Source organism: Methanosarcina sp. (assembly GCF_035390745.1).
Classification (GTDB): domain Archaea; phylum Halobacteriota; class Methanosarcinia; order Methanosarcinales; family Methanosarcinaceae; genus Methanosarcina.
The window spans coordinates 40,980-66,030 of record NZ_DAOOUJ010000009.1; the positions used below are offsets into that span (position 1 = coordinate 40,980).

Consider the following 25,051-nt stretch of genomic DNA (forward strand, 5'->3'; position numbering starts at 1 on the left):
GATGGATAGCGTGCATGGGATTAATGTTTTGCGTTGAAATCTTCTGTAGCTTATCTGCCGGCTAAAATAAAAATATCTGGAACAAAGTGCCATTTACATATTAAAAATAAAAACAAATAATAAAACATAAATAGTCAGAGTGTGCACATAATTCAGTCTGTGAAGTATCCTTTATGGGGACATAGAATATCTGGCTGTCTGGAGCGAGCAACAGGGCGATGAAAACTCCTATGACCAGTTTAGGCTGTGGATCTTAAAGCATATTTTTATTCTTTGAATAGTTGCCCTGTATTTTTTAAGTTCTGCAGAAAAATAAACTGCAGGGTGTAAAATATAGCTGAATTTTTCATATTCCTGATTAGCCTGATTATTATCTTTACTGTGGATTATTCGGCGGACTGGCAAAATATGTCATGCAGCCCTGTGAGATTAGCATCCCTGAATCTGCACGTTTTTCTCTTTACCATCAGGGAAAAGGAAATATGCTGGATCACCTGCTTGTGTGCAGGAATATGCTGGCACACTATAAGAGTTCTGAGGTGCACAATGAATTAATACACGACGAATCGATTGCCTTTGCGACAGAGGACAAATTTCCGGAATCTGACCATGCACCTGTGATTGCAGAATTTGAAATACCCGACAGCGTTTAAATGTTGAGCTGTAAGAAAGAAAATCCTTAAAAAATTCTAAAAGCTACATCTTTAAAAAATTCTAAAAACTGCCACTTCTAGTTTTTGCTTTATGTTTTGATTCTAAGCTCCTTGATACTGGAGGAGTTGCTGAAAAATCCATCTCCATAGCAAGCTCAGATCATCAGATGAAATTGAGGGATATAACCTCCTGGGGCATAATAAGTTACTTTTTTGCTGTCTAACTTTTAAAATATATTATTGAATTTGTAAAATACCGCAGAGCCCTCAAATCTCTTTCATAAAAACAACCCTGTGCTCTCCCGGCCCGCTGTAATCGAAAACAACAGGTATTCCGTCAATGATGCCGTTTCCAATCAATTCCATGCCTATGCTTTTATGAAATGCTATAGATTCAAGGTTTACTGGTTTTGTTATGGCTTTTACCTTTGAGCAATTTTTTTCCCTGGCACAGTTAATGAAATGCTCGTACAGCTTTCTGCCGAGTCCAAGCCTCCTGTAATTATTCCTTACTGCAATCAAATGCACATAAGCTGCGGGCTCGGTCTGGGAGTAAAAACCGAATAGATAAGCGCAAACCGTATCAGTTTCTTTAAAAACAAAAGCCGTATTGCCAAATTCATTTATCAGGATGGGATGATGCAGGTGTAAGGTTCGGTCACTGCCCCAGAATTCCTTGATGTTTGTAACTATCTGATCAAAATCGTTTTTATCGCAGTTCATCAATTCCATTTGTAACCTTTATGTGCCCAACATTTATAAAATATCTGAAATGCTGCGGTCATAATTTGTTAATCTTCCTCAACACTTTTTGTGAATTTCGGGATTAGCTTACGAATAAGTTCAGGATGAAAAGAAAATATATTGAGAAGGAAAATTAAGATATGTGGCAAAAATGAGGGGACTCAGTGAAAAGCAGGCAAAAGCTGTCCAGAGATTAAAGGAAATAGATCCTGAATCTGAAATTTTCTGGGATTCCGGGATGAGGATTCCCGAATTCATCAAAGGCATCCTTTCGAAGCCCTCAACTGAGGGCCCTGAGGCAATAGCAAGAAAATTTCTGGAAGACTGCAGGGAACTTCTGGACATGCAGCCAAGGCTTGATGAAGACCTTGAGCTTTGCACTGCAGAAACCGATTTTTCCGGGTTTCACCACGTTATTTTTCTCCAGCACATAAAAGGCATCCCGGTGTTTGAAGGTTCTGTCCAGATCCATATAAACCCTGCCGGGGAGGTTGTCGCATACAGGGACTTCCGCATAGCAGAGCTTTCTGTTTCCCCTGAACCAAAAATTAAAAAGGAAGAAGCTATTGAAATTGTCCTTCAGGACATAGGTCCAGATCAGGCTGTTACAATTCCTGGATCACAATTAATGCTTTATCGAGACAGAAGGAAAAGAATTCGCCTTGTCTGGCAGATTGAGTCTGTATATTCCGAGGGTTTTGCAGGAAAATTCAGTTTCATTGATGCCCATACAGGCGAGCAGCTTTACAAATTTTACCAGATCAGGTCCATACTTTCCAGAAGGACATACACTGCTAAAACCAAATCCATCCTTCCAGGGGAACTTGTGCTTGAAAACAATCAGACTTCTGAGGATAAGGTAGCTCTGGCAGCCCATGAGAATATGGGCATAGTGTACGACTATTTCAAAAACAATTTTGGGAGGGATAGCTATGACAACAGGGGTGCTCCTCTCGTATCTACGGTTCACTTTCTGCAGAACTATAACAATTCCTTCTGGAGCGACTACCACAAACAGCTTGTTTTCGGGGACGGAGACGGTTATCGCTGGAAACCAATGGCTTTTGCGCTCGATATTGTAGCTCATGAACTGACCCATGCAATTGCAGCCCATACAGCCAGGTTTGTTTACAGCGAAGAAGCAGGAGCTCTTGATGAGTCCTTTGCCGATATTTTCTCTATTTTTATCTCAAATAAAGAAAGGATAACAAGCTGGGAAATAGGAGAAGGAGTTTACACCCCCTACCATGCTGGTGACGCCCTGCGAGACCTTTCCGACCCTCCCAGGTTCGGGCAGCCTGACCACATCGACAATTACATTCGGCTTGCTCCAGGAGAGCTCCCTGACCTGCAAAAAAATCAGGCAGGGTATATCCATCAGAACAGCGGAATCCCTAACAAGGCTGCTTACCTGACCGTTGAGGGCGGGACCCATTATGGAATAAAGGTCAGAGGGATTTCCAGAACAAAAGCTGAAAAGATCTATTACCTTGCCCTTACAGCATACCTCTACAGTGCAACCCTTTGCAGGTGGACTTTTCGGGAAGCCAGATATGCCCTCCTGAACGCCTGCCGCCAGCTGTATGGAGATATAGGACCTGAGTACACTGCAATCAAAAATGCCTGGGCTTCAGTAGGCCTCGGAAAACCGGCAGAAAGCCCGGAAGGCCTGTTTCTGGTTGAAAAGAAAGTCTCTCCCGAAATCCTTATCCCTGATATATATCCTGAAGGAGTCCTGAGTTCCATTTATGTCGAGGAAGACGGGCTTATAAAGAACATCAGGGTAAGTGTAAATATTGAGCACTCCTATCTAAGGGATCTCAGGGTTATCCTGTTTACACCTGCGGGAAAGAGTGTAGTTTTGCATGACCGGCTTGGCCGAAAAGACAGGAGCCTTATCAGGACATATAACCCCGGTTCCGTTCCGGACCTCAAAGACTGCATTGGAGAAAGAGTATGGGGAAAATGGACTCTTGCAGTTTTCGATCTTTCAAAGGAGAATGTGGGTTCTCTTCTCAGCTGGGGAGTTAAGTTTCTGGTACAGGCTGCCGAAAAAGAGGAAATTAAAAGGGAGCTTTTTCCCTTGCTTGCAATTCCGGATAACAATCCTTCAGGCTTAGAAAGCCAGATAGATATCGAAAGATGCGGAAAAATCGCAGGTTTAAGCTTATCCGTGGAGATTTCCCACCCTTCAACAGGTGACCTGAAAGTTACACTCATAATTCCTTCCGGAGAAGAACTGGTACTTCATGACAGGGGTGGCTATGATACGCAGGATCTCATAAAAACGTTCAGCACCGAATCTGACGAACTCCTGCATCCTGTTTTAAACAAAGAAATGAGAGGGATCTGGACCCTGAAGGTTGCAGACCTGGAAGAAGGTGATGAAGGAAGCCTGAACAGCTGGGGGCTAGGTATTATATACGAGAGCGATCCGGAATTTCTTTAAGGATAGACTCAGTAAAGTGAGTACTCTTGAGCCCAGCTCACTTCTATAATCCATAATTTTTATTCAGATGTTTCCTGCCTTTTATTCAAAGACTTCAGTATTTTCCTTTGACCATCCAGGCTGGTTTATGGCAAGGAATTTGAGGGTCCTGTTTCCGGTGTTGTATGTGGTTTGAATAGCGCCTGCAGGGATGTATACTATCTGGTCCTGACGCAGTTCGACCGGGATCCCGTCGATATATAGGATACCTTCCCCTTCAAGGATATATTGCACTTCGGGGTTTTTCATCATGTGAGGGGCAATATTTTCTCCGGGCTCTATAATTGAGTGGGTTACACTGTAGTTCAGGTCAATGCCTCTATCAATGTTCTCAGGATTCAGCAGTTCCGCAACAAGGATATTTCCAGATTCTTCGGAAGAAGTACAGTCGCTGAGCTTCCTGCATATTATGTGATCATCCACATAGAAGCTTGACCCTACGATGTAAGACTTTTCTCCATAAGTGGCTTTCCTGACGAAAGTAAGCATGCGGGAGGGTTCGGAACTTCCTGATTCCTGCCAGTTGTAGTCTATCCAGCCCTCTCCGCTTACACTTTTAGCTGCTTCTATGAAGAGCTCCCCTATGGGTTTGCCGTCAGCGTCCAGAAGTCCTTTCATGTCCTTTCCCTCATTCTTCCTGTCCTGAGGGCAGACCAGTTGAGTCCCGTTTATTGTCCAGACAAAAACATTGAAGTCACTGCTATTCCAGGGAGATTCCGGTTCTACTAATTTGGGAAAATACCCTTCTCCCTGTGCTTCAAGCAGCCTGACTGTAGCTCTTACCTTATTTTCGATCTCTCTCCTTTCAGTTGCCATTTCACTCCCCCCTTTTGCAAGAACCGTGGAGTTCGGAGGTGCAGGTTTCAGGGCAACCTGTTCTGTGGTTGTATTTTTTACTTCCGCCATAGCTTCTTCATTTTCTACTTCAGCCATAGCTTCTTCATTTTCTACTTCAGCCATAGCTTCTTCATTTTCTACTTCAGCCATAGCTTCTCCGGTAACTCCTGAAGCAGAGTCCCTTACTGTTTTATCATCGGGTTCTTCTGCAAGGGGTGCCCTGTCGTCCTGGGCTCCGCAGGTAAGGATGCCCAGAAAAAGGGCAACTGCAAGCATTCCACATATAATTTTTATTAAATCCATATGACTTCCTTATTTTATTGGATTATTATTCGATGTTTGAAGAGCTATTGTCAGAATATCCTGAAATATATAGTTGTAATAATTATGCGAAGTATTATTTTATTTTTTCACTATGTTCATGCCGGAAGTTGTTTTAAGAAACTTATATTTCCCAAACTCCTGATGTTTTTTTGAATTCGGATGTCTTGTATACGTATGGTTTACGAACCAATAACTTCTTTATAAATCCATTACTTTTTAAACTCTAAACCCTATATTCGAACCTGAATAACTTTATATCGATTTTGTCCTGAAAATCCCGGGAAAACTGGATAAAGTAAATAAGAAACAAAGGATGCAAAAAGGGGTAAAAATGCCGGAGCATTATAACCTTATTTCCTGGAACGTAAACGGCCTCAGGGCTGCTGTCAAAAAAGGCTTTCTTGACCTTTTGCTTGGGTATGATTTTGATATCGTTTGTGTGCAGGAGACAAAAGCTTCTCAGGATAAGCTCCCGCGTGAAGTCAAGAATATTCAGGGTTACTATAATTATTTTGTTTCTGCAGAGCGGAATGGCTACAGCGGGGTCGGAACATTCTCAAAGAAAAAACCCCTGAACCTCGAAAAAGGTATGGGTATCGAGACCTTTGACAGAGAAGGCCGCTTTCTCAGAGCCGACTTCGAAGATTTCATCCTGATGAACATCTACTTCCCTAACGGCAAAGCCTCGCAGGAACGCCTGGAATATAAAATGGCTTTTTATGACGCTTTTCTGGATTACGCAAACGCCCTGAAAGCCGAAGGCAAAAAGCTTGTCATCTGCGGGGATGTGAATACTGCCCATAAAGAGATTGACCTTGCCCACCCAAAGCAAAATGAAACAATATCCGGATTTCTCCCTGAAGAGAGGGCGTGGATGGACAAATTCCTTGCAGCCGGATACCTTGATACTTTCCGCATGTTCAATCAGGAAGGCGGAAATTATTCGTGGTGGTCGATGCGAACCCGGGCTCGAGAAAGAAATGTTGGCTGGCGTCTGGATTACTTCTTCGTCAGCGAAAACCTCAGGGAAAACTTGAAGTCTGCCCTTATTTATCCTGACATTATGGGTTCGGACCACTGTCCGGTAGGGCTTGAGCTTGAATTTTAAGTTCACTGTTTAACAAATCCTTCAAATTACCCCATAAATAAAAAATGAGATTTTAGAACACAATAAACTGTGATGTCATGCACAAAACCTTCAGAGAATTTAACGGCAAAATGTATATGCTCGACGAGATGAGCTATTTCGGGCTTGATAAACCAGATGCCGAGAAAAGAAAAGCCATGATAAAAAAGAGCGGGCTAGGAGCCAGATGCGTAAAGAAAGCAAACGGCAAATACGTAGTATACCGCGAATATACCGGCGATATAAATGAAGAAGACGGCTCGTCGCTGTTTCGAGTGGGATGAAAACAATTGCTTACTTACAATTTCCAGGTAAAAAAATAAATATATAGCTAGTGTCATGAAAATTTAATTAATGGGCGTTAATACTTATACAATACTTCATCCGTAGTCTCTTTCTTAATTCTGAGGACTCAGAACTAAATTTTCTAGACACAAGAATCTGATTTTCAGCGACAAAGTTAAGCCGCTTACAGTTAAATGTTGTGCAAAGTTACTATCAGGTAATTCGAGTAATTAGAGTAAATCGAGAGCCTGTTTTTCCATTATCACTTAATTCCAAATAGTCTGAGTTCCAATTTGTTTCCATGTCCAGACAAGCTGAGGATTTACTGGTTAGGACTTTAAAGGATGCATCTTCTCTATTTGAAAAGGAGAGGTACAAAAAACCCTCGAAAAACTTGATAAAGCCGAAAGAATGGCGGAAAAAGCAAAGAGGACGGACATCCTGTGCCGGGTCCTGCTGCAAAAAGGAGCAGTAATGAATTCCATGGGTAAGTCGGAAGAGGGTCAGGACCTGTATCTTCTTTTTTTCGAGACAGGCCGCTCTCTTTCGTCTCTCTATTTTTCATCGCAGAACAGGTTTGAGCCAGGAAAACTTCGCAAGCTCTTTCTCAAGCTGGGAGCGTACCTCCTTCCATTCTTCTTCTTTATCATCCAGCGGGCCGAGAGCAAAAACTGCAACTGGCAGATTTGTAAGGGCTTCACGGTGCCAGGAAAGAAATTTATGTGCGTCTTTGTGCCAGTGGACCATGTAGAGTGGTGCACCAAGAACAACAGCGGTGTATTCTTCCAGGGATTTTAATTCCCTCATGGGCTCAAGATCTGCCGAAAGCCCATTTTCGCGCAAAGTATCTGCAATTGCCTCCGCTACTTCCTGCGTTGAACCATATTTGGAAGCATAAGCCACAAGAACTCTGGTCTGCATCTGTATCAATTCCCCCATTAATTATTATTCTCACCCCTATTACTTGTCATCTTTGGATGCGCCCCGATCGATGTCTTTTTATGCCTGAACTTCCTCACACTCCCTGAGCTTTTGCCCTGTTTCTTTCCTTCTAAAGCTCTTAAAAAATATAGACAATCAGGTCTTTCGGAACTCGTGATTCCTTCTCAGTTTTTTTTCTTTTTTCGGATTAAAGTTTCATATGAGCTTAAATCTTCAACTTTTGATTATTATTGTGAGTATTCTTTTTCCCACGGCTTTAACATGATTTTTTCCGGAAATAAAATAAGCTATTTATCTAAATTTTTATGAGAGATCTCGGGATAATTTCTCTCTATTTTTATTTTTAAGGCATTAATATTCTATATTTAAGATTTAAACTCCAATAACAGGTTTTCAGAGTATAATCCCTTGTTAAAATAAGGTTTTGAGGGTTAAAAGAGATGTACAAAGAGTATTTATCTTAATAAGATAATAATGTAATTAATTTAATCTACATAATAAACTAATTAATTGATCTTTGTAAATTTAAGTCTTAAAAAGTATGGGAGGAATTATATTGGGTCTTATTGGCGAATTTAAAGAATTTCTTTATGAATACAAGGTAATTCCACTGGCAATTGCTTTGATTATGGGTATCGCATCCACAGCTTTCATAAAATCTTTTGTGGACAATATCGTTATGCCTATCATAACACCTTTTATTCCTGGAGGGGCATGGAAGACAGCGACGCTTGAAATAGGGCCGATTGTACTCGGATGGGGTGCTTTTCTTGGTGAACTGATAAATTTCATCATTATTGCATTTGTGGTCTTTTTGATCGCCAAAAAGGTACTGAAAGAGGAAAAGGTGGCTAAAAGGTAACTGAAAGATCCGTATCTGTTTAATAACTTTTAATTTTGCTTTTTTGATCATAATACTGTTATTTTTCTTTTTCTTTATATGGCAGGGCATTTTATGATAATTGTTTCCGCTTTTATCACGTTTCATCCTCGGAGTGCATCTAAACATACCTCTTAAGAGGTTAATATCGTTTTAGGAGTCAAAATTTTGTTTTTTAACTTCCTTTACTCGACCCTTGAGATTTGTAACCTTTCTTCTACGCTGAAGGTGATTCTGAATTCCGTTCCATGCTCCCGTATAAGCTCTATTTTTCCATTAAGCTGATCAACAAGAGTGTTTACCAGGTTCATTCCCAGCGATTCAAAATTTCTTAATTCTACGTCTTTCGGAATTCCTATTCCATTATCTGAAACTATCAGGCTGAAAAGGGATGTATTTGCTTCATTTTGCTCCTTTTCCTTTCGAAGCTGGATTCTAATTTCTCCTTCCAGGTCAGGAAATGCGTGTTTGAGAGAATTGGAAACAAGCTCATTGACAATTATACCAAGCGGAACTGCAGTGTCCATATCAAAAAATGCACTTTTTTCCAGATCCATAGACAGACGTATATTTCTTCTACTCAGACTGTAAGTCTTAAAAAGTCTCTCAGCTAGCTTTTGAAGGTATGCAGAAAAGTTCAGGGTATCTGCTCCACCTCCTTTATAGAGTTCTTCATGGATAAGAGACATTGAGATTACGCGGTTCTGGCTTTCTTTGAAAGCTTCAAGTACATCTTTATCCCTGAACTTTTCAGCCTGCAGATCCAGCAGAGAATATATTACCTGCAGATTGTTTTTTATTCTGTGGTGAATTTCTTTTATGCGGATCTTTTCAATTTCAGCCAGGGCTTTTTCTGCTTTTTTTCTTTCAGTAATATCTATTGCAAAAGCTATGCCTTCACAGCGATCGCGGTCGAAGGTAGCTGCTCCAATCATGACAGGTACTCGTGAACCATCTTTGCGTATGTATTCCTTCTCACGGGGTTCAGTCAAACCTCCTGTGGTTTTCAGTTCCTTGATGCTTTGCTCGTCCAGAAAACGGTACTCAGGTGGAGTAATCCTGTCCCAGTTAACCTGTCCGGCCTGCAGGTCTTCGCGCGTGTAACCGACTATTTCCAGAAACTTATCATTGGCGTCGGTAATCGAACCGTCCAGATTGTAATAAATAACGCCGAACATATCTGACTCATAAAAACGGCGCAGGCGCGCCTCGCTTTCCCTTAATGTTTTCTCCTCGCGTTTACGCTCAGTAACATCCCTTACAATAGCTGAGATCGCTACAAGCTCTCCATATGAGTTAAGTATCGGGGAAAGAGTTACTGAAATATTTATAATACTGCCATCTTTTTTTAGCCGCAAAGTTTCATAATGATGGACCTTTTTTCCCTTTTTGATCATTTCAGAAAAATATTTTATTTCCCCTTTAATGTTATCCGGTTCAAGTATCGATACGTTTTTTCCCACAATTTCCTCAGCTGAATAACCGTAAATCTGCTCTGCTGCCTTATTCCAGCTGGTAATAATACCGTCAAGAGATTCGGTTACAATAGCATCATTAGATGATTCTACAGCATTTGCCAGGGTCAGGATTTTTTCTTCAGCCCTCTTAAGATCAGTAATGTCCTGAAATGTTCCTCTCATTCGAACAGGATTATTCTTTACATCATAAACAATTTCAGTTTGCGCATGGAACGCTCGCTCTTCTCCATTAGCTGAGATAATCCTGCCGCCAATGCTGCCAGACCCCTCCTTTAAAGCTTTTTTAACGGCATTTTTAACATAGTCTCTATCATCTGGGTGTATATAGTTTAGAATTTCATCGTAAGGTACATTGGATTTTTGAGGATCAAGTCCGAAAATATGATACATTTCATCAGACAGGTATGTTTTTTTGGTAGCAAGATCCCACTCCCAGTTTCCAATGTGGGCCATACTTTGAGCTTCGGAAAGTTTTCTTTCGCTTTCTTTCAAAGATTTATAGGCGTTTTCAAGTTCTGCAGTGCGTTCTTCAACCAGTTCTTCTAAATTATCGAGTATTTCTTTAAGCTTGAATTCTGTTTCTTTTATATCCGTAATATCACGGGAAATGGCAAGAACAGAGACAACTTTGCCATTTACGAACTCCGGTACAATTCGTGTGTTAAAATAGTGTTTTTTTCCCTGAGGTATTACATAACTGAATTCTATTGTTTCGGGTTTTCCTGTGTTAAAAACTTTCTGGCCGTATTCGTTCCAGAACTTTGCCTTTTCAGGGTCCAGACCAAGTTCGGCATGAGTTTTGCCAATGATTTCTTTATAAGAATAACCGTAAATTTCCGCAGTTGCAGGATTAACGTATATATGGCGATCCTGCCTATCAAAGCGGGAAATCAAATCTGGAGAATTTTCAGCCAGTGTACGGAATTCATTTTCGCTCCTGATAAGTGCTTCTTCTGCTTCTTTGCGCCTGGTGATATCAGTGAGCATGCTTATGGAGCCCGTAAACCTTTTTTCCTTATTAAAAAATGCTTTAGCACTTATGAATGCCCATAACGGTGATCCGTCCTTACATTTCAGCTTCATTTCGTAGCTTTCACTGGTGCTCAGCGGTCTCTTTATTATATTCTTTTTTAAGATGTCTTTATTTTCTTCATCAGCGAAGTCCCATGCAAATCTGCCAGCAAATTCTTCTCTTTCATATCCTAACATCTCAGCAATTTTTTTATTAACGTAAGTAATTCTGGCTTCGGAGTCTACAACGCAGATTCCTTCATTTGCAGTCTCTACAATAGTACGGTACTTTTCTTCACTCTCCTGCAATGCCTCTTCAACTTTTTTGCGTTCTGTGATGTCGCGGGCAACGTGTACGCACCCGGCAACTTTTCCATCCGAATCGTATACCGGTGAGATACTTAATTCGAAATCCTCACCCAGAATATCTTCGTGAACTTCTGTAATGTATTCATGTCTATTCTCAATCGCATGCCTGTGAGGGCAGGATGAGTGCGGTTCATTCGTCCCGTGCATAACATTATAACATTTTAATCCCGCGCACTCTTCTGGTGTTGTTCCCAGCTTTGCTGCCATGGCTCTGTTTGCATGAACAATCCTGTATTCATTGTCAATTATGGCTACGAGGTCTGGCAAACTGTTAAAAGCTTGTTTCCAATCATTTACAGCCTTAAAAACAGCATTTTCTACTTTTTTCCTCCCGGAATTTTCTATTAGCTCCCAGTTTCCTGCCTTTTTGATAAGGGAAAACTGATGGCTAAAAGCTATTTCAAGAATTTCAGCTGCACTGCATATCTCAAGATTATACGGGCACAGAGCCATTATCTGGCGTTTTTCAATAAAAGAATCTATTTTATTCTCATAAGTAACAAATCCATTCAAGCCTTCTTTATCCAGCCAGCCGGTATTTCCTGTTATCCTCAGACCTTCATAGCCACTTTCAAGAGCCCGATTTAGTTTTTCCCCCCATCCAGCGATTTCAGAGTCTAAAATACCCTCATTTATGCAGCAGTGGGTTTCAGGAACAATTTCTATCTGTCCTCTCTCCAGATAAGTCTCAAAACCAGGAACAGCCTTTTTCAGGCCTTCTTTTGCTTCCTCTACTTCCAGAGTCTGTGAAGTAACCCATATGCAAAATTCGTTATTTTCCAGCCCTGCTTTAAAATAAGGGACAAGAATACCCATCAAGTCTTCTTTTGTCCGGTAAAATTGGCAGAAGTGAGCTCCCCATGGAACCTTTCCAATAATATCAATACCAGAATTTCTCAATATTTTTCCCATTCCACCCTTCTCCAATTATCAAAAGCAGATTTGAAAACTTACATTTATGATATGTAAGACTATTATTTATGAAACTTATGAAATTTATGAAATTCAACTTCTCTGAGATTTCTGTCATTTTATTCAGAGTATTAATTCCATGTCTCATCCCCATGTTTATTAAGGAAGAAAGATAATCGGTCTTCCCCCCGCAGTTTTTAGAATCCTTAAAATATATATAATTAACTCCATAATTAGCAGACATAATATGCCATTTGAAGTGATAATTTTCATAAAAGCTTTAAAAAGAACCTTGAGGCTTGAACGAAAAATTTTTAAGCCTTCCCCATTTACTTTGCAGTTTTTTGCGGCTTATTTTTGTTTTCATATTCTTGTTTTTCTTCTTTTGTATTCAGGGACAGGCTGCTCTCTTTTATTGAGTTTGATGAGGATGATTCAGCAAAAATAAGGTTTTGCAAGTTAGAAAATATATCCTGTGTCCAAAAAGAGCTTTTAAATTCCTCTGGTATTGGAAATCCCGCCAGCTTGTCTGGCGTCTTTTCCAAAAAACGGGAAAAAAGTTAAAGAAAGCACGAAAAGTTAAAGGAAAAATAAAAAGGAGAGTAACAGGAAAAATCAGAAAGAATTGGTTAAGAAGAAACTCAGAGGCGTTTGATCCGTACTGTATCCCCCAATACAGCTTCTTCAAATCTTGTCTATGCCTCCTGCAGACAAATTGATTCGAAGAAAGGATCGCGGCCCCCAGGTGATTTTTTTATTTGGTAGACGTTACCCCGCCTAACTCCCAAACTCCTATATATAATTTGAAGCTAAATTATTTTAAATTATTTATACAAAAAATTGTTTTCAAAGGAAAAATAATTTGGCGCAAAATATTTCAAATTTACTATATCTTTTTTATCATACAGTTTTTATTACACTGTTTCGATTATACAGTTTTTATTAGTTTCATTAACATTAATAATTTTAAAGAAATATTTTTAAATAATTATATTAATATTTAAAAATATAAACTATTTTTTCTATCAAATATAATATATATTACCTGATCTTTATAGATGTGCAGATTAAGAGCAACAGGGTTTACTCTTAATCTTTGGGTTGGATCGCAGGTAGAGACTGAGAATAGGGACTCGGCCTCTGCCATCACTTCTAAGCTAATGTTTGAAATATTACCTTTTTTGTCCATCCTTGTTAATCCTGATCATATAACAGGATTCTGGCTCTATTAAGGTTCACATTTACCTTTATCTCTGGGTCCGGTCTGTTTTGAAAAAAGCCTGAAAAAGCTTTTATTTTTATTTTCCAATGATTTGGAAATTTATTTATATCTTGAATATTAATAATATAGTATGTCTTCACTGGTTGGTAACGCTGAAGCAATTAGTGAACAAATCTCTCAGGATGCGGCTTTTGGATGCTTCCTTACCCTGGTAATCATTGGCTTTATTCTTCTGTCCCTTTTATTTTTCACTTTACGCCATGATGCCCGGAATATTCCAGGTATCTGAATATTTCCAGTGTCTGGCTCTTTAAGACAGACATAGCTTTGATTTTTACCTATTTCTCAAAGTAGCTGGGGCTACGCTAAGCATATCCATCAGGTGACATCTGATGTGGTTTTGTAGCTTCAGCCTTTACGGATAACGGGCAGGAATGTCAAATTCACACTGTATCATAGCCTCCGCCAGCTTTTCTGGCGGCCCTGCCCAGAAAGCAGAAAGGATCAAGAAAAAAGACTTAAAAAATATAATCTAAAACTATTTTCGGGCACTTCTTCGTCGAGCGGGACAAGAAAGGTTCAGTACAGTGAATCCAGACCCACCTTAATAAAAGTCAACCCAAACAAAATCTGGGCAATTCCGAGAGTGCGAATGATCGAAAAATAATATTTACTGTTGATGAAATACTTTGACTTTTCTACAATTAACGCAACAATTACCTTTGACCCCACAAGTAGTAGATAGAAACCTGTTATGAACAGTATTGTAGCCCAGATATGAACGCTAAAGCTCTTAAAGATTATTGGTCCGCCTATCGATAACCAGAATACATATGGGTGTGGATTTCCGAAATTTACAATCACTCCTTTTTTTAGGGCGTCTTTCTTTCCTGCATTTAATTCAATGCTATCCTTTTTGATTTTTAAAGATTCGATTCCTGAATATATCAGATATGAGGCTCCCAAAAAAGCAATAATTCCGACAAAAAGATCGGAACTTGTCAGGTGTGACAGAACAAACAGTACGACAAAAATTATCGGGAGGTCTGTTATAAGAGGAGATACTGCAACCTTTATTCCTTCCCACTTTCCGTGCTACAGGGTTTCAGAAATGGTTACAGCAAGGAGAGGACCCGGAGATGTACCGGCAGCAAGGCCAAGAAAAGCTCCCATAGCTAAATATTCAATAAGACCTGACATATATGATGCCTCATTTTTTACGTAATTGACATGAAACTAATTGTATATAACTATACAATAATGCTATAGTTCACTACTTCAAAGCAGTAAACAATACAATTTTGAAAAAAATGAGGCATTTACGCCTCTACTTTCGAAAATAGAAATGCCCCTATTAAACAGACAAGGACAGATAATGTAAACAGTGTTGCAAAGTCGCTATAAACTCCAAACACGCTCATGCCTGCAAGGGCTCCTCTCATGCCGTCCACACCATATGTGAGAGGGTCGATCCTGCTTATGAAATAGATTGCAGGAGGAAGGTTTTCCAGAGGGAAAAGGGCTCCTGAGAGGAAGAAGGTAGGCATGATAAGGAAGTTCATGATCAACTGGAAACCCTGCATATCTTTCATCTTTGAGGCTATGGCAAGCCCCAGGCCTGAGAAGAAAATCGCGATCAAGAGCATGAATACAAGCCCGAGGGCAAGGCTTTCAAGGCCCGGAACTCTGAACCCGAGAAGATAGGTCAGGCACAGCACGATCAGGCCCTGGATCATTGCTATGGTTGCTCCTCCAAGTGTTTTTCCGACCATTATTTCCGTCCTTGAAATAGGTGCCACAAGGGTTTCTTTGAGAAAACCAAACTGCCTGTCCCAGATAACTTCCAGTCCTGAAAAAATGGCTGTAAAGAGAATTGACATCGATACAATCCCGGGTGCGAGAAAGTCCATATAGTTTGCTCCTCCGCTCGCTTTCGTATACATTGGCCCGAATCCGAAGCCGAAGGCGACCATGAAAAGAAGCGGCTGCCCTAAAGACCCTATAAGTCGAGATTTTGAACGCCAGTAGTGTTTGAGCTGCCTGAGCCAGCGGATGTAGATTACTTCTATCAATTCCTTCTCCTCCTTCCCATACCTCTCATGAACTTCAATTTGCCTCCTCCACCATTTTCGTCCCTTATATCCCTCCCGGTCAGTTTGAGGAAGGCTTCTTCTAAGGAATCGGTGCCTGTATTTGCTTTTATTTTTTCCAGGGTGCCGGATTCTATGATTTTTCCGTGGTCAATAATTGCTATTTCGTCTGCTATCTCTTCAGCTTCGTCCATGTAGTGAGTCGTCAGAAAAATCGTCATGCCTCTTTCTTCGTTCAGGTTCTTTATATGGGTCCAGATGGACTTTCGCGTCTGTGGGTCAAGCCCTACAGTGGGCTCATCCAGGAAAAGGATTTTAGGGTAGTGGACAAGAGCCCTTGCAATCTCAAGCCTGCGCTTCATCCCGCCTGAATACTTCTTTACGTAATCTTTCCGCCTGTCCCAGAGCCCCACAATCTCAAGGGCCTGCCGGATCCTGTCCTCCCTTTCCTTTCTGGGAACCTTATAGATCACGGCATGGTATACCATATTTTCGTAGGCGGTAAGCTCTTCATCAAGGCTGGGGTCCTGAAACACTATTCCAAAAGAAGCCCTTGCTTCGTCCTGTTCTTTAAGAGCGTTGAAGCCATTAATCCAGATTTCTCCCGATGTGGGTTTCAGGACTGTTGTAAGCATTTTGATAGTTGTGGACTTGCCTGCCCCATTAGGCCCGAGGAAAGCAAAGATGGAACCTGTTTCTACATCAAAACTGATTCCTTTTACTGCGGTAAAATTCTCGAATTTTTTTGTTAGAGATTTAACTGAGAGTATGTTTTGCATGAGAGGACCTGAAATTCTTTTTTTTCAATAAGGGAAAATTAGTTTAAGTATTTCAAGTTAAAAATATCCTGCTCCTTATTGACTGAGCAGCTAAATCGAATATTTATAAAGAACAATAATTACAAAGAATATATCTTTCTGCTACTGAAATGAAGACATTGTTTATAAACTCTGTTATCTTAATAACACATCAGTTCCCGAGCCATATATATAAATAACCTGCAATCCAAACAATCTGTTATCCAAATAATCTGTTCATATACAATTTTTTGACATTACCTCGATAGTTTCTGCTATATTCTGTTTTTAATACCTTTTTCTGAACTCACTTTTGTTTTTTAAGAAGGAAAGGATTTAAATCCTGGAATAAATGTTTTATTGAATACGATAGAGGCTGGCTTTCAGGTTTTAAAGACCGCGACCAGAGCCTTTCCACTGCTATTCATTGATATTTGAATATTATTTCTCTGAACTTGTTTGTTTGATTCAGGGCCTGTTTACATTACTCGGGAATCCAGCAGATATTTATCGTTTAGTTTATGGTCTATATAAGACATAACAGGTGTTTATAATCACAGGGACACTTATGAATTTACCAGAGTTCAATTGCTTATGCCTTACCTGTGACACTATTAGTTGATTCATCAATTCTTTCTCTGTATTCAGTTCAATCTGTCAAAAACCGTCTACTAACAAAAAGCCAACTTGTCATCAACCTGCAATATAACTTCATATATTACACGCGGGAGCAATAAGATATGAATAGAAAATGGGAACGAGACCTGGGACTTCAAGGACGAATGCTTTTCACGATGTTTCTTCTGGCAGTAGTTTACCTTTCTTTCCTGGCATTCCTTTCGTACTATGGGACATCTCAGATTTTCATGATTTTGTTTATCGGTCTTTTCATGGCCGTCCAGTATTTTTATTCAGATAAAATGGTGCTCTGGACAACAGGGGCACAGATTGTTTCAGAAAGTGAGGCACCGCAGCTGCACGGTATGGTTACAAGGCTCTGTGCAATAGCTGACCTCCCTAAACCTCAGGTTGCAATTGTAAGGACGCAGGTCCCAAACGCCTTTGCAACAGGCAGGAGCCAGAATAAAGCTGTTGTTGCGGTTACGACAGGGATTATGGACAAACTCTCTCCTGCCGAACTTGAAGCAGTACTTGCCCATGAACTGACTCATGTCAAGAACAGAGATATGGCAGTCCTGACGATTGCAAGTTTTCTCTCAACAGTGGCTTTCTACATTGTCCGCTACAGCCTTTACTTTGGGAATATGGGAGGAGACCGGAGGAGAGAAGGCGGAGGTATTATGCTTGTCTGGCTTGTTTCCATTGTGGTATGGATTGTCAGCTTTCTGCTGATCCGTGCCCTTTCCCGCTACAGGGAATTCTCTGCGGACAGGGGAGCGGCCATTATCACCGGGCAGCCTGCAAATCTTGCATCTGCCCTTATGAAAATAAGTGGAATTATGGATAGAGTGCCACGCGATGACCTCCGAAAAGTAGAAGGGATGAACGCCTTTTTCATTATACCTGCACTCTCAGGCTCTTCGATAATGGATATCTTTTCCACCCATCCGTCAGTGGAAAAAAGAATAGCCAAACTTGAGAAGATGCAGCAGGAAATGAGTTAAAGAAGTGAGTTAATAAGAACGGCAGGTTAAAAAACGTGATAACCAAGGAGATAGGCTGAATGGGTTTCCGGAATTTTATGGACGCAGTTCTCGGAAGGAGCAGGCTTCCAAAGGCAAAAAGTGACAGGCTGTTTGCAATATCTACGGCAAGCATTACTCTGGAAGGCAGCCTTGGCCTGAAACCTTCAGGATCTGCAGGAATTTGTTTTAAGCCTTTAGGGGCAACATCTTACGAATCTGCCCAAAAGGAGATAGAAGAGCTTCTGGAATTCAGCTCAAAGGAGACGGAGACCGAATTCAGAATGGAAAAAGACGAATTCAATTTTCTCTGGGCTATTTTTAAAGATCCAAATTTCGAAGATCTCGTTGCAAACATTCATCTTGTAAGCCAGACCCTTGAAGACAGGGGCTTTGGCGAGCAGATCCTCTGTGCCATTTACAGGTTTGACAGCGAACCCGAAGCACGGGTAGCCAAAGAGAAAGCCCGGGGGAAGGCGGCTGGTGGAGTAGCAGTTTACTGGATCTACAACTTTAAGCAGGGAACTTATTATCCCTTTATTCCTCTTTCTGGCAGGCAGAGGGACAGCCCATTTGAATTCAGGTTAAGGGCAGAAATGGAAAAGGAAATGCCTGTCGAAAAGAATGTAGAAAAATGGTATCCTCTCTGGGGAATCCCTTTTTAAATAAACACCCCTATTCACCTTTATTCTTATTTTTACCTTTTTTTCATGCTAAACGAAGAAGAGTGGCTTTTTCTAAAAATGAAGAGAAAAGGATGATATAGCAACATGAAATACCACTGAAAAACCAGAAAGTAAATGTTGAATTATTCAAAGGGTAAACGGTCTGCTAAATTTTTTAGAAAAGTATTTATCTTCAACATTTTCCTTTCAGCCTTATTTTCCCTCTATTTTTCAAAAGTAATCCAATCGGCCGGCTGGAGCATCCTGTATGTACGTGTGAATTCAAATAGGATTTCTGAACTCAAAAACAGCATTCTCTGAGATATATTTTCCGTCAGGGATATTCTGAATCTGAACAGTTTCAACCTATCAATCCGGAACTGAAATATGTTTGAGTTCTGATTTTTCTTTTATTTTGTGAGGCATATATTTGCGAGTCTTTAAAATAAAGTTTATATAGTATCCGATAATATTTTAATATAAAAGGACAGTTTAGTTTTCAATGCTTCTCTTTGGACATCTGGGCATTACGCTCGGGATATTTTTTGGGCTTGGGATTTTTGTACCCCGATTAAAGAAAGTTATAGATCCACGATATCTTGCAGTTGGAGCTCTTCTGCCTGATTTTATAGACAAACCAATAGGTGAAGTTATCTTTGCTTCAACTTTTGCAAATGGGCGAATTATAGCTCATACTCTGATTTTTTCCCTTCTTCTCTTTGCGATAAGTTTGTACATGTATGAAAGAAAAAGAGATATCCGGGGTTTTTCCCTTACATCGGGTTCCTTTTTACACCTTTTTGAGGACCTGATTCCATCTTATCCCCGGATTTTCTTCTGGCCCCTGTTTGGATGGAGTTTTCCCAGAGGCTCAAGGGATTACGTTGGAATGGAACATTTAATGAAAATGTTTGTGAAATCTTTCCACATTGAGTTCTTCTCAAGCCATATTACAGAAATTATGGTAGTGGTAACAGGGGTCTTAACAGGAATTTTTCTGGTGTTATACTGGTCTAAAAAAAGATTGGAAAAGAAGAGCTCAGGCGAAATTGTAAAAGAAGAACCCTGATTTAAGTAAAAATCCAGGACCTCAGATAATTGAATTTTTGAATCTGCTCCGGATTCTACACTCAGGCACAGAGGGCTCCAGAGAATTAATCTGTATCTAAAAAAGTAAAATTATAATGCCAGAACGGCTTTTACAATAAAGTATCCGGCTACTATATAGCCCAGTACGTATAGTCCGGCTGTCAGAGTATCTGGTTTTTCAGCGTTTTTTGTCATCATTTTCTCCTCTGTTGTTCTCTATGTAGTTTATTCTCCACTTCAGGTATTTCTTTGGGTATTATTATATTATGTCTTAACCTTTTATACAACTTTTGTACGAGATTCTATTTATACTTTTGAGATGGGATTTTTGTTTAAGAGTAGAGACAATACTACAGTAATGAAAAAACTGCGTCTCACACTAAGTGAAGTCTCACACTAAAAGAAATTTTTGCTATTCCTTATCTTTTTATGAACTTATTTTGGATCTTGTTTAAAGAATGAATTGCATCGTAAAAATCTCTGTCCCCGAAAAATACAGAGATTATTCGTTCATGATAAATATAGAGCCTGCAAAAGGTTATTACCAGCCCTGGGTGCATGAAAAAGGAAGAGCAGTCCTCAATTTTAGAGACGGCATCAGGCAAAACCTGGTTAAGAAGAGCAAAACCAGTTCAGGGATAGGGGTGCTGACCACTTCCTTTAGAATGGAACATGGCCCGATGAAATCTCTGGTAAGCATTGCAATTCCAGAGATGCTTCAAGACATGATCCTGTCTGTAGACATAATTCCTCCGAAAAAGTGGCCTCAAGCAGAAGGATGGGATAAACTCTCATCTAAAAATAATATAAAAATAGCACGCTGTTGAATACAATTTAGTAATGGTGAAAATTTAATTTCAAACACTTATGCCCTATATTGCCATTAACGATATTGGGGAGTGCAATTATAGGGCCATTACCAAAGTGAAAACTTGAAGTCATATTTCAACCATTCCTTAATGGTTTTTTGAGTTCTTCATTCAATAATGCTTTGTTGAATGTTAATTGTGCTTTATTAAGTGTTTTTACAGCAATCAGGTCTAAACTTAATAAGACTAACATAAAAATCGACTTATATTTTTTTCTTGTGTTACACTTGAGCTATTATATAAACCTTTGAATATGAGTGGGTCAATATGCTCATATATATAGTCTCTCTCCAGACCATCAAACAATCACATATTAAGAATTAATTTTAGATTCATAACAAGCGTGAAAAACAGATAGTTTGATGGAATGGACAGAAAACTTATAAGGAGTTAGGTAAGAGGAATTTATGGAGTTCAAATGTAGTTTCCCAATGTCACCCGAACTCCATAAACACGCCCTAAGAGGCAGTGATTATGTTAGCTTTGCGTGTATTTAAGCTTGCCTGATTTTTCCTCCTGGGAAAAAATAACTAGGAGTTAGACAAATGAGTAGAAACAAAATTACAATAAGTATACTTCTTTTAGTAATGCTGGTCGGGATGGTGTTGATACCAGCTGTGAATGCAGAGGAAGAGGATAAATATTCTGTAACTTCTGAGGAAGCGTTTAAACATGCAAATACGCGCATGATGGTGTTAATAGCAACCGAAAACGACTCTGAGAAATGGGAAGGAGCATCTATTGATCCCGAACCATCGGAGCTTTATGATATAAACGGTCAAAAATTGTATTACGAATTTTCAGTGTATAAAGAAAATACCCTGATAAGCAGAATCGACATTGGTGCTAATAAAACGCTGGGAAGTGCACTCAGACTAATCGAAATTAATCCTGAACCCTATAACATGGCTGAAACCATGGAGAAGTCAATAGAAATCGCCAAAACAAAATATCCAACCGGAGAAATCGTATCAACGAATATGGTTGTATATGACTATCCTAGCGTAGGGGCAATGACCTTAGTAAAAGATAAGACTACTGGAGTTGAACACCGGATATTTATAGATACATACACCCTTGAAGAGATACAAGACAAACCTGCAACTGAATCCGAACTTGGAGTTTGGTCGATGTATGAACATGTATCGAAGGATGAAATAAACGAGAATATAAAAGATTGGTAAAAGAGTGAACAGTTTACTAATAAATTAGAACAGGAAGTAAATGAAATAGGAATTGATATCAGTGAGCCAATTACTGAAGAAAATATAAAAAAATTAAGTAACAAACTAAACACCATTTCAAAAGTGATATCATCACCACAAAACTCAACAGTAATGCTCACAACAAATACCTCAACAGAAGCATTACTTCGTGCTACAGATACCTCAACACAAGTACTACTTGATGTTCCCATAGATGGTCAAGAAAAAAGATTTTACTGTGTTCCGGCAACTGCTAAAATGATTGCGGCATGGCATGGCTATTCTTTTACCCAAGATTACATATACCAAAAAAATGGGTGGGACAAATGGTAACACTACTGGAATTGGTCCTACTGCGGCATTATCTTGGTATAAATTGTCTAGTAGTAATGGAGGATTAGGGGCAACGAGGTCATACAAAACTACTACTTTATCTTTTACTAAAGCGATGAGTGAAATTGACTATAATAGACCTTTTGCTAGTTCCACTTCAAATCATTGCCGAGCTTGTGCTGGATATTGGGTTTTCTATGATAGTGGGGAAGACTGTTTATTAATTAATGACCCAGCGAACGGTGGCAGTGATTACTGGGAAGCTGTATCAGGTAGTCCAGAAGGTCTGCGTATTTATGTGATTTTCTGAGCTTGGGATACTAACGAGGTTGAAAATGAACCATATGTGAGGAGTTAAACTCCTCATTTTTTAGATGTAGATATGAGTACTGTTTACAAAGGAATTACCGTTTCCGTTGTTTTCGGAGAGAATATTAATTTCAATTCGGTAGTTTGCTACGTATTTAATCTCTAAAATGCATTTTTTTCACTGAATGGCATTATCCGTAGTTATAATATGAGTACATGCGTGTAGATTATTCACAATATCTGATCACAGCACTAATGTCCTGCCAACCAAGTAATGTTGTATAAAATTGATTACATTCGTTTATTATTATTCAATACTTGATGATTGACTCGATAGTAACATGAAAGACAAAATATCTGAGGATAATAGATGAAAATTAAAATTATACCAACAACAGAGATTGCCATTTTTTCGAGATTACCTTCATCTATGGCTACATCTAATAAGGTATATAAGCAGCTTAACATCATGAAAGTTTTAGGAATAACTGCACTTGCGATTTTAATACTGATGGGCGTAGCAGGTGCAGCTCCATTTGCATACATTACAAATTACGACAGCAACAATGTCTCTGTAATTGACACCGCTACAAACAAGGTTACAACCACAGTAGATGTAGGATACCACCCTGCTGGAATTGCAGTCATTCCGGATGGAACAAAGGCATATGTGGTAAACTCATATGACGACACGGTTTCTATAATTGATACCACAAAAAATAAAGTTACAGCCACAGTGAAAGTAGGAACTTATCCTCAAGAAATTGCAGTTAGTCCAGACGGGACAAAGGCATATGTAACGAGTTTCAGCAACAACTCTGTTTCTGTAATTGACACAACAACAAACAAGGTTACAGCCACAGTACCTGTAGGAAACTTTCCTTTTGGGATTGCAGTCAGCCCGGATGGAAAAAAAGTATATGTTACTAATTCCGGCGGTGATTCCACTAACTTTACAGGTACGGTATCTGTAATTGACACAGCCACAAACACTGTTGTAACCACGATACCTACAGGAAACAATTCACTTGGAGTTGCAGTCAATCCAGACGGTTCAAAGGCATATGTGATGAACTCCAATATTTATCGTTCCTACACAGCTACTATTTCTGTAATTGATACCATCACAAACGAGGTTACAGACACAGTGAACATAGGAAGCATTCCTCGTGGAGTTGCGGTCAGCCCGGATGGGAAAAATGTATATTTAGCGATACAGTTTCCAGATCCCGATTCACTTACGGGTGCTGTTGATGTAATTGATACAGCTACAAATAAGGTTATAGCCAGGGTGCCTGTCGGAAAGGCACCTTGTGGAATTGAAGTCACTCCAGGCGGAACAAAGGTATATGTGGCGAATTATGCGAGCTACAGTGTTTCTGTAATTGACACAACCACAAACACGGTTATAGACACAGTAACAGTAGGAAAATATCCTACAGGAGTTGCCATCGGACCTATTTTAGATTATGAGACTGCAGATCAAAGCATAAAGGCAACCTCCAATTCAACTGAATATACAGGAGTAGAAGAAACTAACATATTGTCATCTGAAGAGAAAACCGCTGTCGAACTAAATAATTCAAACAGTAATAATTCTGATAATGGTAGTAACTCAAGCGGAAATGAATCAAACAAAAATAATTCTACTCCAGGTTTTGGATTATTAGGTAACTTGATTTGTCTGTATGGAGGAGGAAAGTTCTGGAAAAAATAAAGGTCGTATTTGTACTATTAATAATCATTTCTGCCGTGTTGCTGTCTATCTGGTGGCAAGACCAGAGCAGAGGATGTATGATAGGAAACACATCGTTAGTTTCCTTTTCTGTTTTTACCAGAAAGCAGGAGAAGCGGTCTTATTTCCATAACTTTAATTAATTCTTCAGAATATTCAGGAACCGATCCGGGTTTTGATGCGACATACGTCCCAAGGATGCTTGCGATTGATGCAGCTTTTGAAACTCCGTATCCTGATAAATAGGTATAAAGGAATCCTGCGGAAAAAGCATCTCCAGCTCCTACAGTATCTGCAACTTCTACGGGAGTGACCGCAACTTCCTCATAAATTCCTTCGTGGTAAACAGCGGCTCCCTCAGGTCCTTTTGTTATGCAGATTACGGACATTTCAGGGCACTTTTCCGAAAGCAGAAGGCAGAGGGTTCTGAAGCTGTGAACAGTGCCAAAAAACATTCTGGAAATTGTTGCAGCTTCTTCTTCATTCATCTTGAGGATTGTGCAGTGCTCAAGTGAAAAGGAAATCCATTCCTTCCTGTAGAAACCTGTTCTCAGGTTTACATCGTAGAAAACGTTTTTTGCCTTTATTTCCAGAAGCAGCCTTTCAAGAGTCTTCCTGTTCTCTTCAGACCTCTGTGCAAGAGTCCCGAAGCAAAAAACATCCCATTCTTCTCTGGTAAGAGCTTTAAATTTACTTTCGTCCGGAGTAATTGCATCCCAGGCTACACCCTCATTGATTGAAAAAACAGGGATTCCTTCATTCTTCAGTTCTACGGTAACAGTCCCTGTAGGTCGGTTCTCATCAGTAAGGATATATGAAGTGTCAACTCCCATCTCTTCAGCCCTGGCAAGGAGTATTTTGCCATGCTCGTCTTTTCCTGCTGCTGTTAGCACAGCAGGTTTTGCCCCCAGTTTTGCGAGATGGGCTGCGAGATTTAACGGAGCTCCTCCCAGGTGAGCCGAACCTTTGATAATATCAAAAAGGGCTTCTCCAAAAGTGAGGGCTCTGATCTGCTTTAACTGCTCCTTTTTCACTTTTGCACTCC

Annotated in this window: 22 protein-coding genes and 1 pseudogene; 14 read left to right on the forward strand and 9 right to left on the reverse strand. The window is 39.8% G+C overall.

All coding sequences use genetic code 11. The features are described from left to right. The first annotated feature begins 413 nt into the window (after positions 1-413). Positions 414-653, forward strand: a complete 240-nt coding sequence (locus PLL47_RS04250; protein WP_324444958.1) for a hypothetical protein — start codon at positions 414-416, stop codon at positions 651-653. Positions 654-920: 267 nt separating this feature from the next. Here the strand turns inward: PLL47_RS04250 and PLL47_RS04255 are convergent, their stop codons facing one another. Further along, on the reverse strand, positions 921-1,385 hold the full coding sequence (locus PLL47_RS04255) for a GNAT family N-acetyltransferase (RefSeq protein ID WP_324444959.1): 465 nt from the start codon (positions 1,383-1,385) through the stop codon (positions 921-923). 163 nt (positions 1,386-1,548) lie between these two features. Here PLL47_RS04255 and PLL47_RS04260 point away from each other — a divergent pair, with 163 nt between their 5' ends. Then, the gene (locus tag PLL47_RS04260) at positions 1,549-3,846 is read left to right on the forward strand and encodes a M4 family metallopeptidase (protein WP_324444977.1); all 2,298 of its coding nucleotides are present in this window, start codon (positions 1,549-1,551) and stop codon (positions 3,844-3,846) included. 81 nt (positions 3,847-3,927) lie between these two features. Here the strand turns inward: PLL47_RS04260 and PLL47_RS04265 are convergent, their stop codons facing one another. Next, positions 3,928-5,025 carry a cupin domain-containing protein gene (locus tag PLL47_RS04265; RefSeq protein WP_324444960.1) on the reverse strand — a complete coding sequence of 366 codons (1,098 nt, stop codon included), beginning with the start codon at positions 5,023-5,025 and terminating at the stop codon, positions 3,928-3,930. 352 nt (positions 5,026-5,377) lie between these two features. Here PLL47_RS04265 and PLL47_RS04270 point away from each other — a divergent pair, with 352 nt between their 5' ends. Together PLL47_RS04270 and PLL47_RS04275 are read left to right on the forward strand one after the other, a co-directional pair. Continuing rightward, the gene (locus PLL47_RS04270) at positions 5,378-6,154 is read left to right on the forward strand and encodes an exodeoxyribonuclease III (protein ID WP_324444978.1); all 777 of its coding nucleotides are present in this window, start codon (positions 5,378-5,380) and stop codon (positions 6,152-6,154) included. A gap of 77 nt (positions 6,155-6,231) precedes the next feature. Further along, positions 6,232-6,456, forward strand: coding sequence for a hypothetical protein (locus tag PLL47_RS04275; protein ID WP_324444961.1), 225 nt, complete (start codon positions 6,232-6,234; stop codon positions 6,454-6,456). 562 nt (positions 6,457-7,018) lie between these two features. Here PLL47_RS04275 and PLL47_RS04280 read toward each other — a convergent pair. After that, a complete protein-coding gene (locus tag PLL47_RS04280; RefSeq protein ID WP_324444962.1) occupies positions 7,019-7,378 on the reverse strand; it encodes a flavodoxin domain-containing protein in 360 nt (119 codons plus the stop codon). 577 nt (positions 7,379-7,955) lie between these two features. Between PLL47_RS04280 and PLL47_RS04285 the strand changes: the two genes are divergently transcribed. Further along, the gene (locus PLL47_RS04285; RefSeq protein ID WP_324444963.1) at positions 7,956-8,261 is read left to right on the forward strand and encodes a large conductance mechanosensitive channel protein MscL; all 306 of its coding nucleotides are present in this window, start codon (positions 7,956-7,958) and stop codon (positions 8,259-8,261) included. 203 nt (positions 8,262-8,464) lie between these two features. On the opposite strand, the gene PLL47_RS04290 is transcribed toward PLL47_RS04285, so the two are convergent. Further along, positions 8,465-12,049, reverse strand: a complete 3,585-nt coding sequence (locus PLL47_RS04290; protein ID WP_324444964.1) for a PAS domain S-box protein — start codon at positions 12,047-12,049, stop codon at positions 8,465-8,467. A 329-nt stretch (positions 12,050-12,378) separates the two neighbouring features. Continuing rightward, entirely contained in the window at positions 12,379-12,594 is a 216-nt protein-coding gene (locus tag PLL47_RS04295) for a hypothetical protein (RefSeq protein ID WP_324444965.1), read from the reverse strand. Between the two features lie 807 nt (positions 12,595-13,401). On the opposite strand from PLL47_RS04295, the gene PLL47_RS04300 reads away from it, so the two are divergent. After that, positions 13,402-13,560 (forward strand): hypothetical protein, encoded by a 159-nt coding sequence (locus PLL47_RS04300; protein WP_324444966.1) that lies wholly within the window; start codon positions 13,402-13,404, stop codon positions 13,558-13,560. Positions 13,561-13,850: 290 nt separating this feature from the next. Here PLL47_RS04300 and PLL47_RS04305 read toward each other — a convergent pair. The 3 genes and pseudogenes from PLL47_RS04305 to PLL47_RS04315 form a co-directional block, all read right to left on the reverse strand. Then, a pseudogene (locus PLL47_RS04305) lies at positions 13,851-14,351 on the reverse strand (LysE family transporter); the annotation flags it as partial. A gap of 239 nt (positions 14,352-14,590) precedes the next feature. Beyond that, on the reverse strand, positions 14,591-15,343 hold the full coding sequence (locus tag PLL47_RS04310; protein ID WP_324444967.1) for an ABC transporter permease: 753 nt from the start codon (positions 15,341-15,343) through the stop codon (positions 14,591-14,593). After that, complete coding sequence (locus PLL47_RS04315; protein WP_324444968.1) at positions 15,340-16,140, reverse strand: ABC transporter ATP-binding protein; 801 nt, start codon at positions 16,138-16,140, stop codon at positions 15,340-15,342. Before PLL47_RS04315 ends, PLL47_RS04310 begins: the two co-directional genes overlap by 4 nt. Before the next feature lie 758 nt (positions 16,141-16,898). On the opposite strand from PLL47_RS04315, the gene htpX reads away from it, so the two are divergent. From htpX to PLL47_RS04355, 8 genes are all read left to right on the forward strand, one after another. Further along, positions 16,899-17,783, forward strand: coding sequence for a zinc metalloprotease HtpX (htpX, locus tag PLL47_RS04320; protein WP_324444969.1), 885 nt, complete (start codon positions 16,899-16,901; stop codon positions 17,781-17,783). Positions 17,784-17,842: 59 nt separating this feature from the next. Beyond that, positions 17,843-18,466, forward strand: a complete 624-nt coding sequence (gene pspAB / locus PLL47_RS04325; protein WP_324444970.1) for a PspA-associated protein PspAB — start codon at positions 17,843-17,845, stop codon at positions 18,464-18,466. Between the two features lie 502 nt (positions 18,467-18,968). After that, positions 18,969-19,535: a metal-dependent hydrolase gene (locus tag PLL47_RS04330; protein WP_324444971.1), complete on the forward strand. Its 567-nt coding sequence runs from the start codon at positions 18,969-18,971 to the stop codon at positions 19,533-19,535. 532 nt (positions 19,536-20,067) lie between these two features. Further along, positions 20,068-20,382: a hypothetical protein gene (locus PLL47_RS04335; RefSeq protein ID WP_324444972.1), complete on the forward strand. Its 315-nt coding sequence runs from the start codon at positions 20,068-20,070 to the stop codon at positions 20,380-20,382. Between the two features lie 587 nt (positions 20,383-20,969). Beyond that, entirely contained in the window at positions 20,970-21,608 is a 639-nt protein-coding gene (locus tag PLL47_RS04340) for a hypothetical protein (protein WP_324444973.1), read from the forward strand. A gap of 123 nt (positions 21,609-21,731) precedes the next feature. Beyond that, complete coding sequence (locus tag PLL47_RS04345) at positions 21,732-21,962, forward strand: hypothetical protein (protein WP_324444974.1); 231 nt, start codon at positions 21,732-21,734, stop codon at positions 21,960-21,962. Further along, positions 21,943-22,272 (forward strand): hypothetical protein, encoded by a 330-nt coding sequence (locus PLL47_RS04350; protein ID WP_324444975.1) that lies wholly within the window; start codon positions 21,943-21,945, stop codon positions 22,270-22,272. Before PLL47_RS04345 ends, PLL47_RS04350 begins: the two co-directional genes overlap by 20 nt. 369 nt (positions 22,273-22,641) lie before the next feature. After that, positions 22,642-23,988, forward strand: a complete 1,347-nt coding sequence (locus PLL47_RS04355; RefSeq protein WP_502883673.1) for a cytochrome D1 domain-containing protein — start codon at positions 22,642-22,644, stop codon at positions 23,986-23,988. A gap of 95 nt (positions 23,989-24,083) precedes the next feature. Here PLL47_RS04355 and PLL47_RS04360 read toward each other — a convergent pair whose 3' ends face one another. Then, complete coding sequence (locus PLL47_RS04360; protein ID WP_324444979.1) at positions 24,084-25,040, reverse strand: carbohydrate kinase family protein; 957 nt, start codon at positions 25,038-25,040, stop codon at positions 24,084-24,086. Positions 25,041-25,051 lie beyond the last annotated feature (11 nt).

Coding starts and splice junctions, on each gene's coding strand:
- PLL47_RS04315 (WP_324444968.1), bottom strand. CDS start 16,140: ATGCAAAACATACTCTCAGTTAAATCTCTAACAAAAAAATTCGAGAAT.
- PLL47_RS04275 (WP_324444961.1), top strand. CDS start 6,232: ATGCACAAAACCTTCAGAGAATTTAACGGCAAAATGTATATGCTCGAC.
- PLL47_RS04335 (WP_324444972.1), top strand. CDS start 20,068: ATGATAAATATAGAGCCTGCAAAAGGTTATTACCAGCCCTGGGTGCAT.
- PLL47_RS04350 (WP_324444975.1), top strand. CDS start 21,943: ATGGGTGGGACAAATGGTAACACTACTGGAATTGGTCCTACTGCGGCA.
- PLL47_RS04250 (WP_324444958.1), top strand. CDS start 414: ATGCAGCCCTGTGAGATTAGCATCCCTGAATCTGCACGTTTTTCTCTT.
- PLL47_RS04340 (WP_324444973.1), top strand. CDS start 20,970: ATGAGTAGAAACAAAATTACAATAAGTATACTTCTTTTAGTAATGCTG.
- PLL47_RS04280 (WP_324444962.1), bottom strand. CDS start 7,378: ATGCAGACCAGAGTTCTTGTGGCTTATGCTTCCAAATATGGTTCAACG.
- PLL47_RS04300 (WP_324444966.1), top strand. CDS start 13,402: ATGTCTTCACTGGTTGGTAACGCTGAAGCAATTAGTGAACAAATCTCT.
- PLL47_RS04270 (WP_324444978.1), top strand. CDS start 5,378: ATGCCGGAGCATTATAACCTTATTTCCTGGAACGTAAACGGCCTCAGG.
- PLL47_RS04255 (WP_324444959.1), bottom strand. CDS start 1,385: ATGGAATTGATGAACTGCGATAAAAACGATTTTGATCAGATAGTTACA.
- pspAB (WP_324444970.1), top strand. CDS start 17,843: ATGGGTTTCCGGAATTTTATGGACGCAGTTCTCGGAAGGAGCAGGCTT.
- htpX (WP_324444969.1), top strand. CDS start 16,899: ATGAATAGAAAATGGGAACGAGACCTGGGACTTCAAGGACGAATGCTT.
- PLL47_RS04330 (WP_324444971.1), top strand. CDS start 18,969: ATGCTTCTCTTTGGACATCTGGGCATTACGCTCGGGATATTTTTTGGG.
- PLL47_RS04260 (WP_324444977.1), top strand. CDS start 1,549: ATGAGGGGACTCAGTGAAAAGCAGGCAAAAGCTGTCCAGAGATTAAAG.
- PLL47_RS04265 (WP_324444960.1), bottom strand. CDS start 5,025: ATGGATTTAATAAAAATTATATGTGGAATGCTTGCAGTTGCCCTTTTT.
- PLL47_RS04290 (WP_324444964.1), bottom strand. CDS start 12,049: ATGGGAAAAATATTGAGAAATTCTGGTATTGATATTATTGGAAAGGTT.
- PLL47_RS04355 (WP_502883673.1), top strand. CDS start 22,642: ATGAAAATTAAAATTATACCAACAACAGAGATTGCCATTTTTTCGAGA.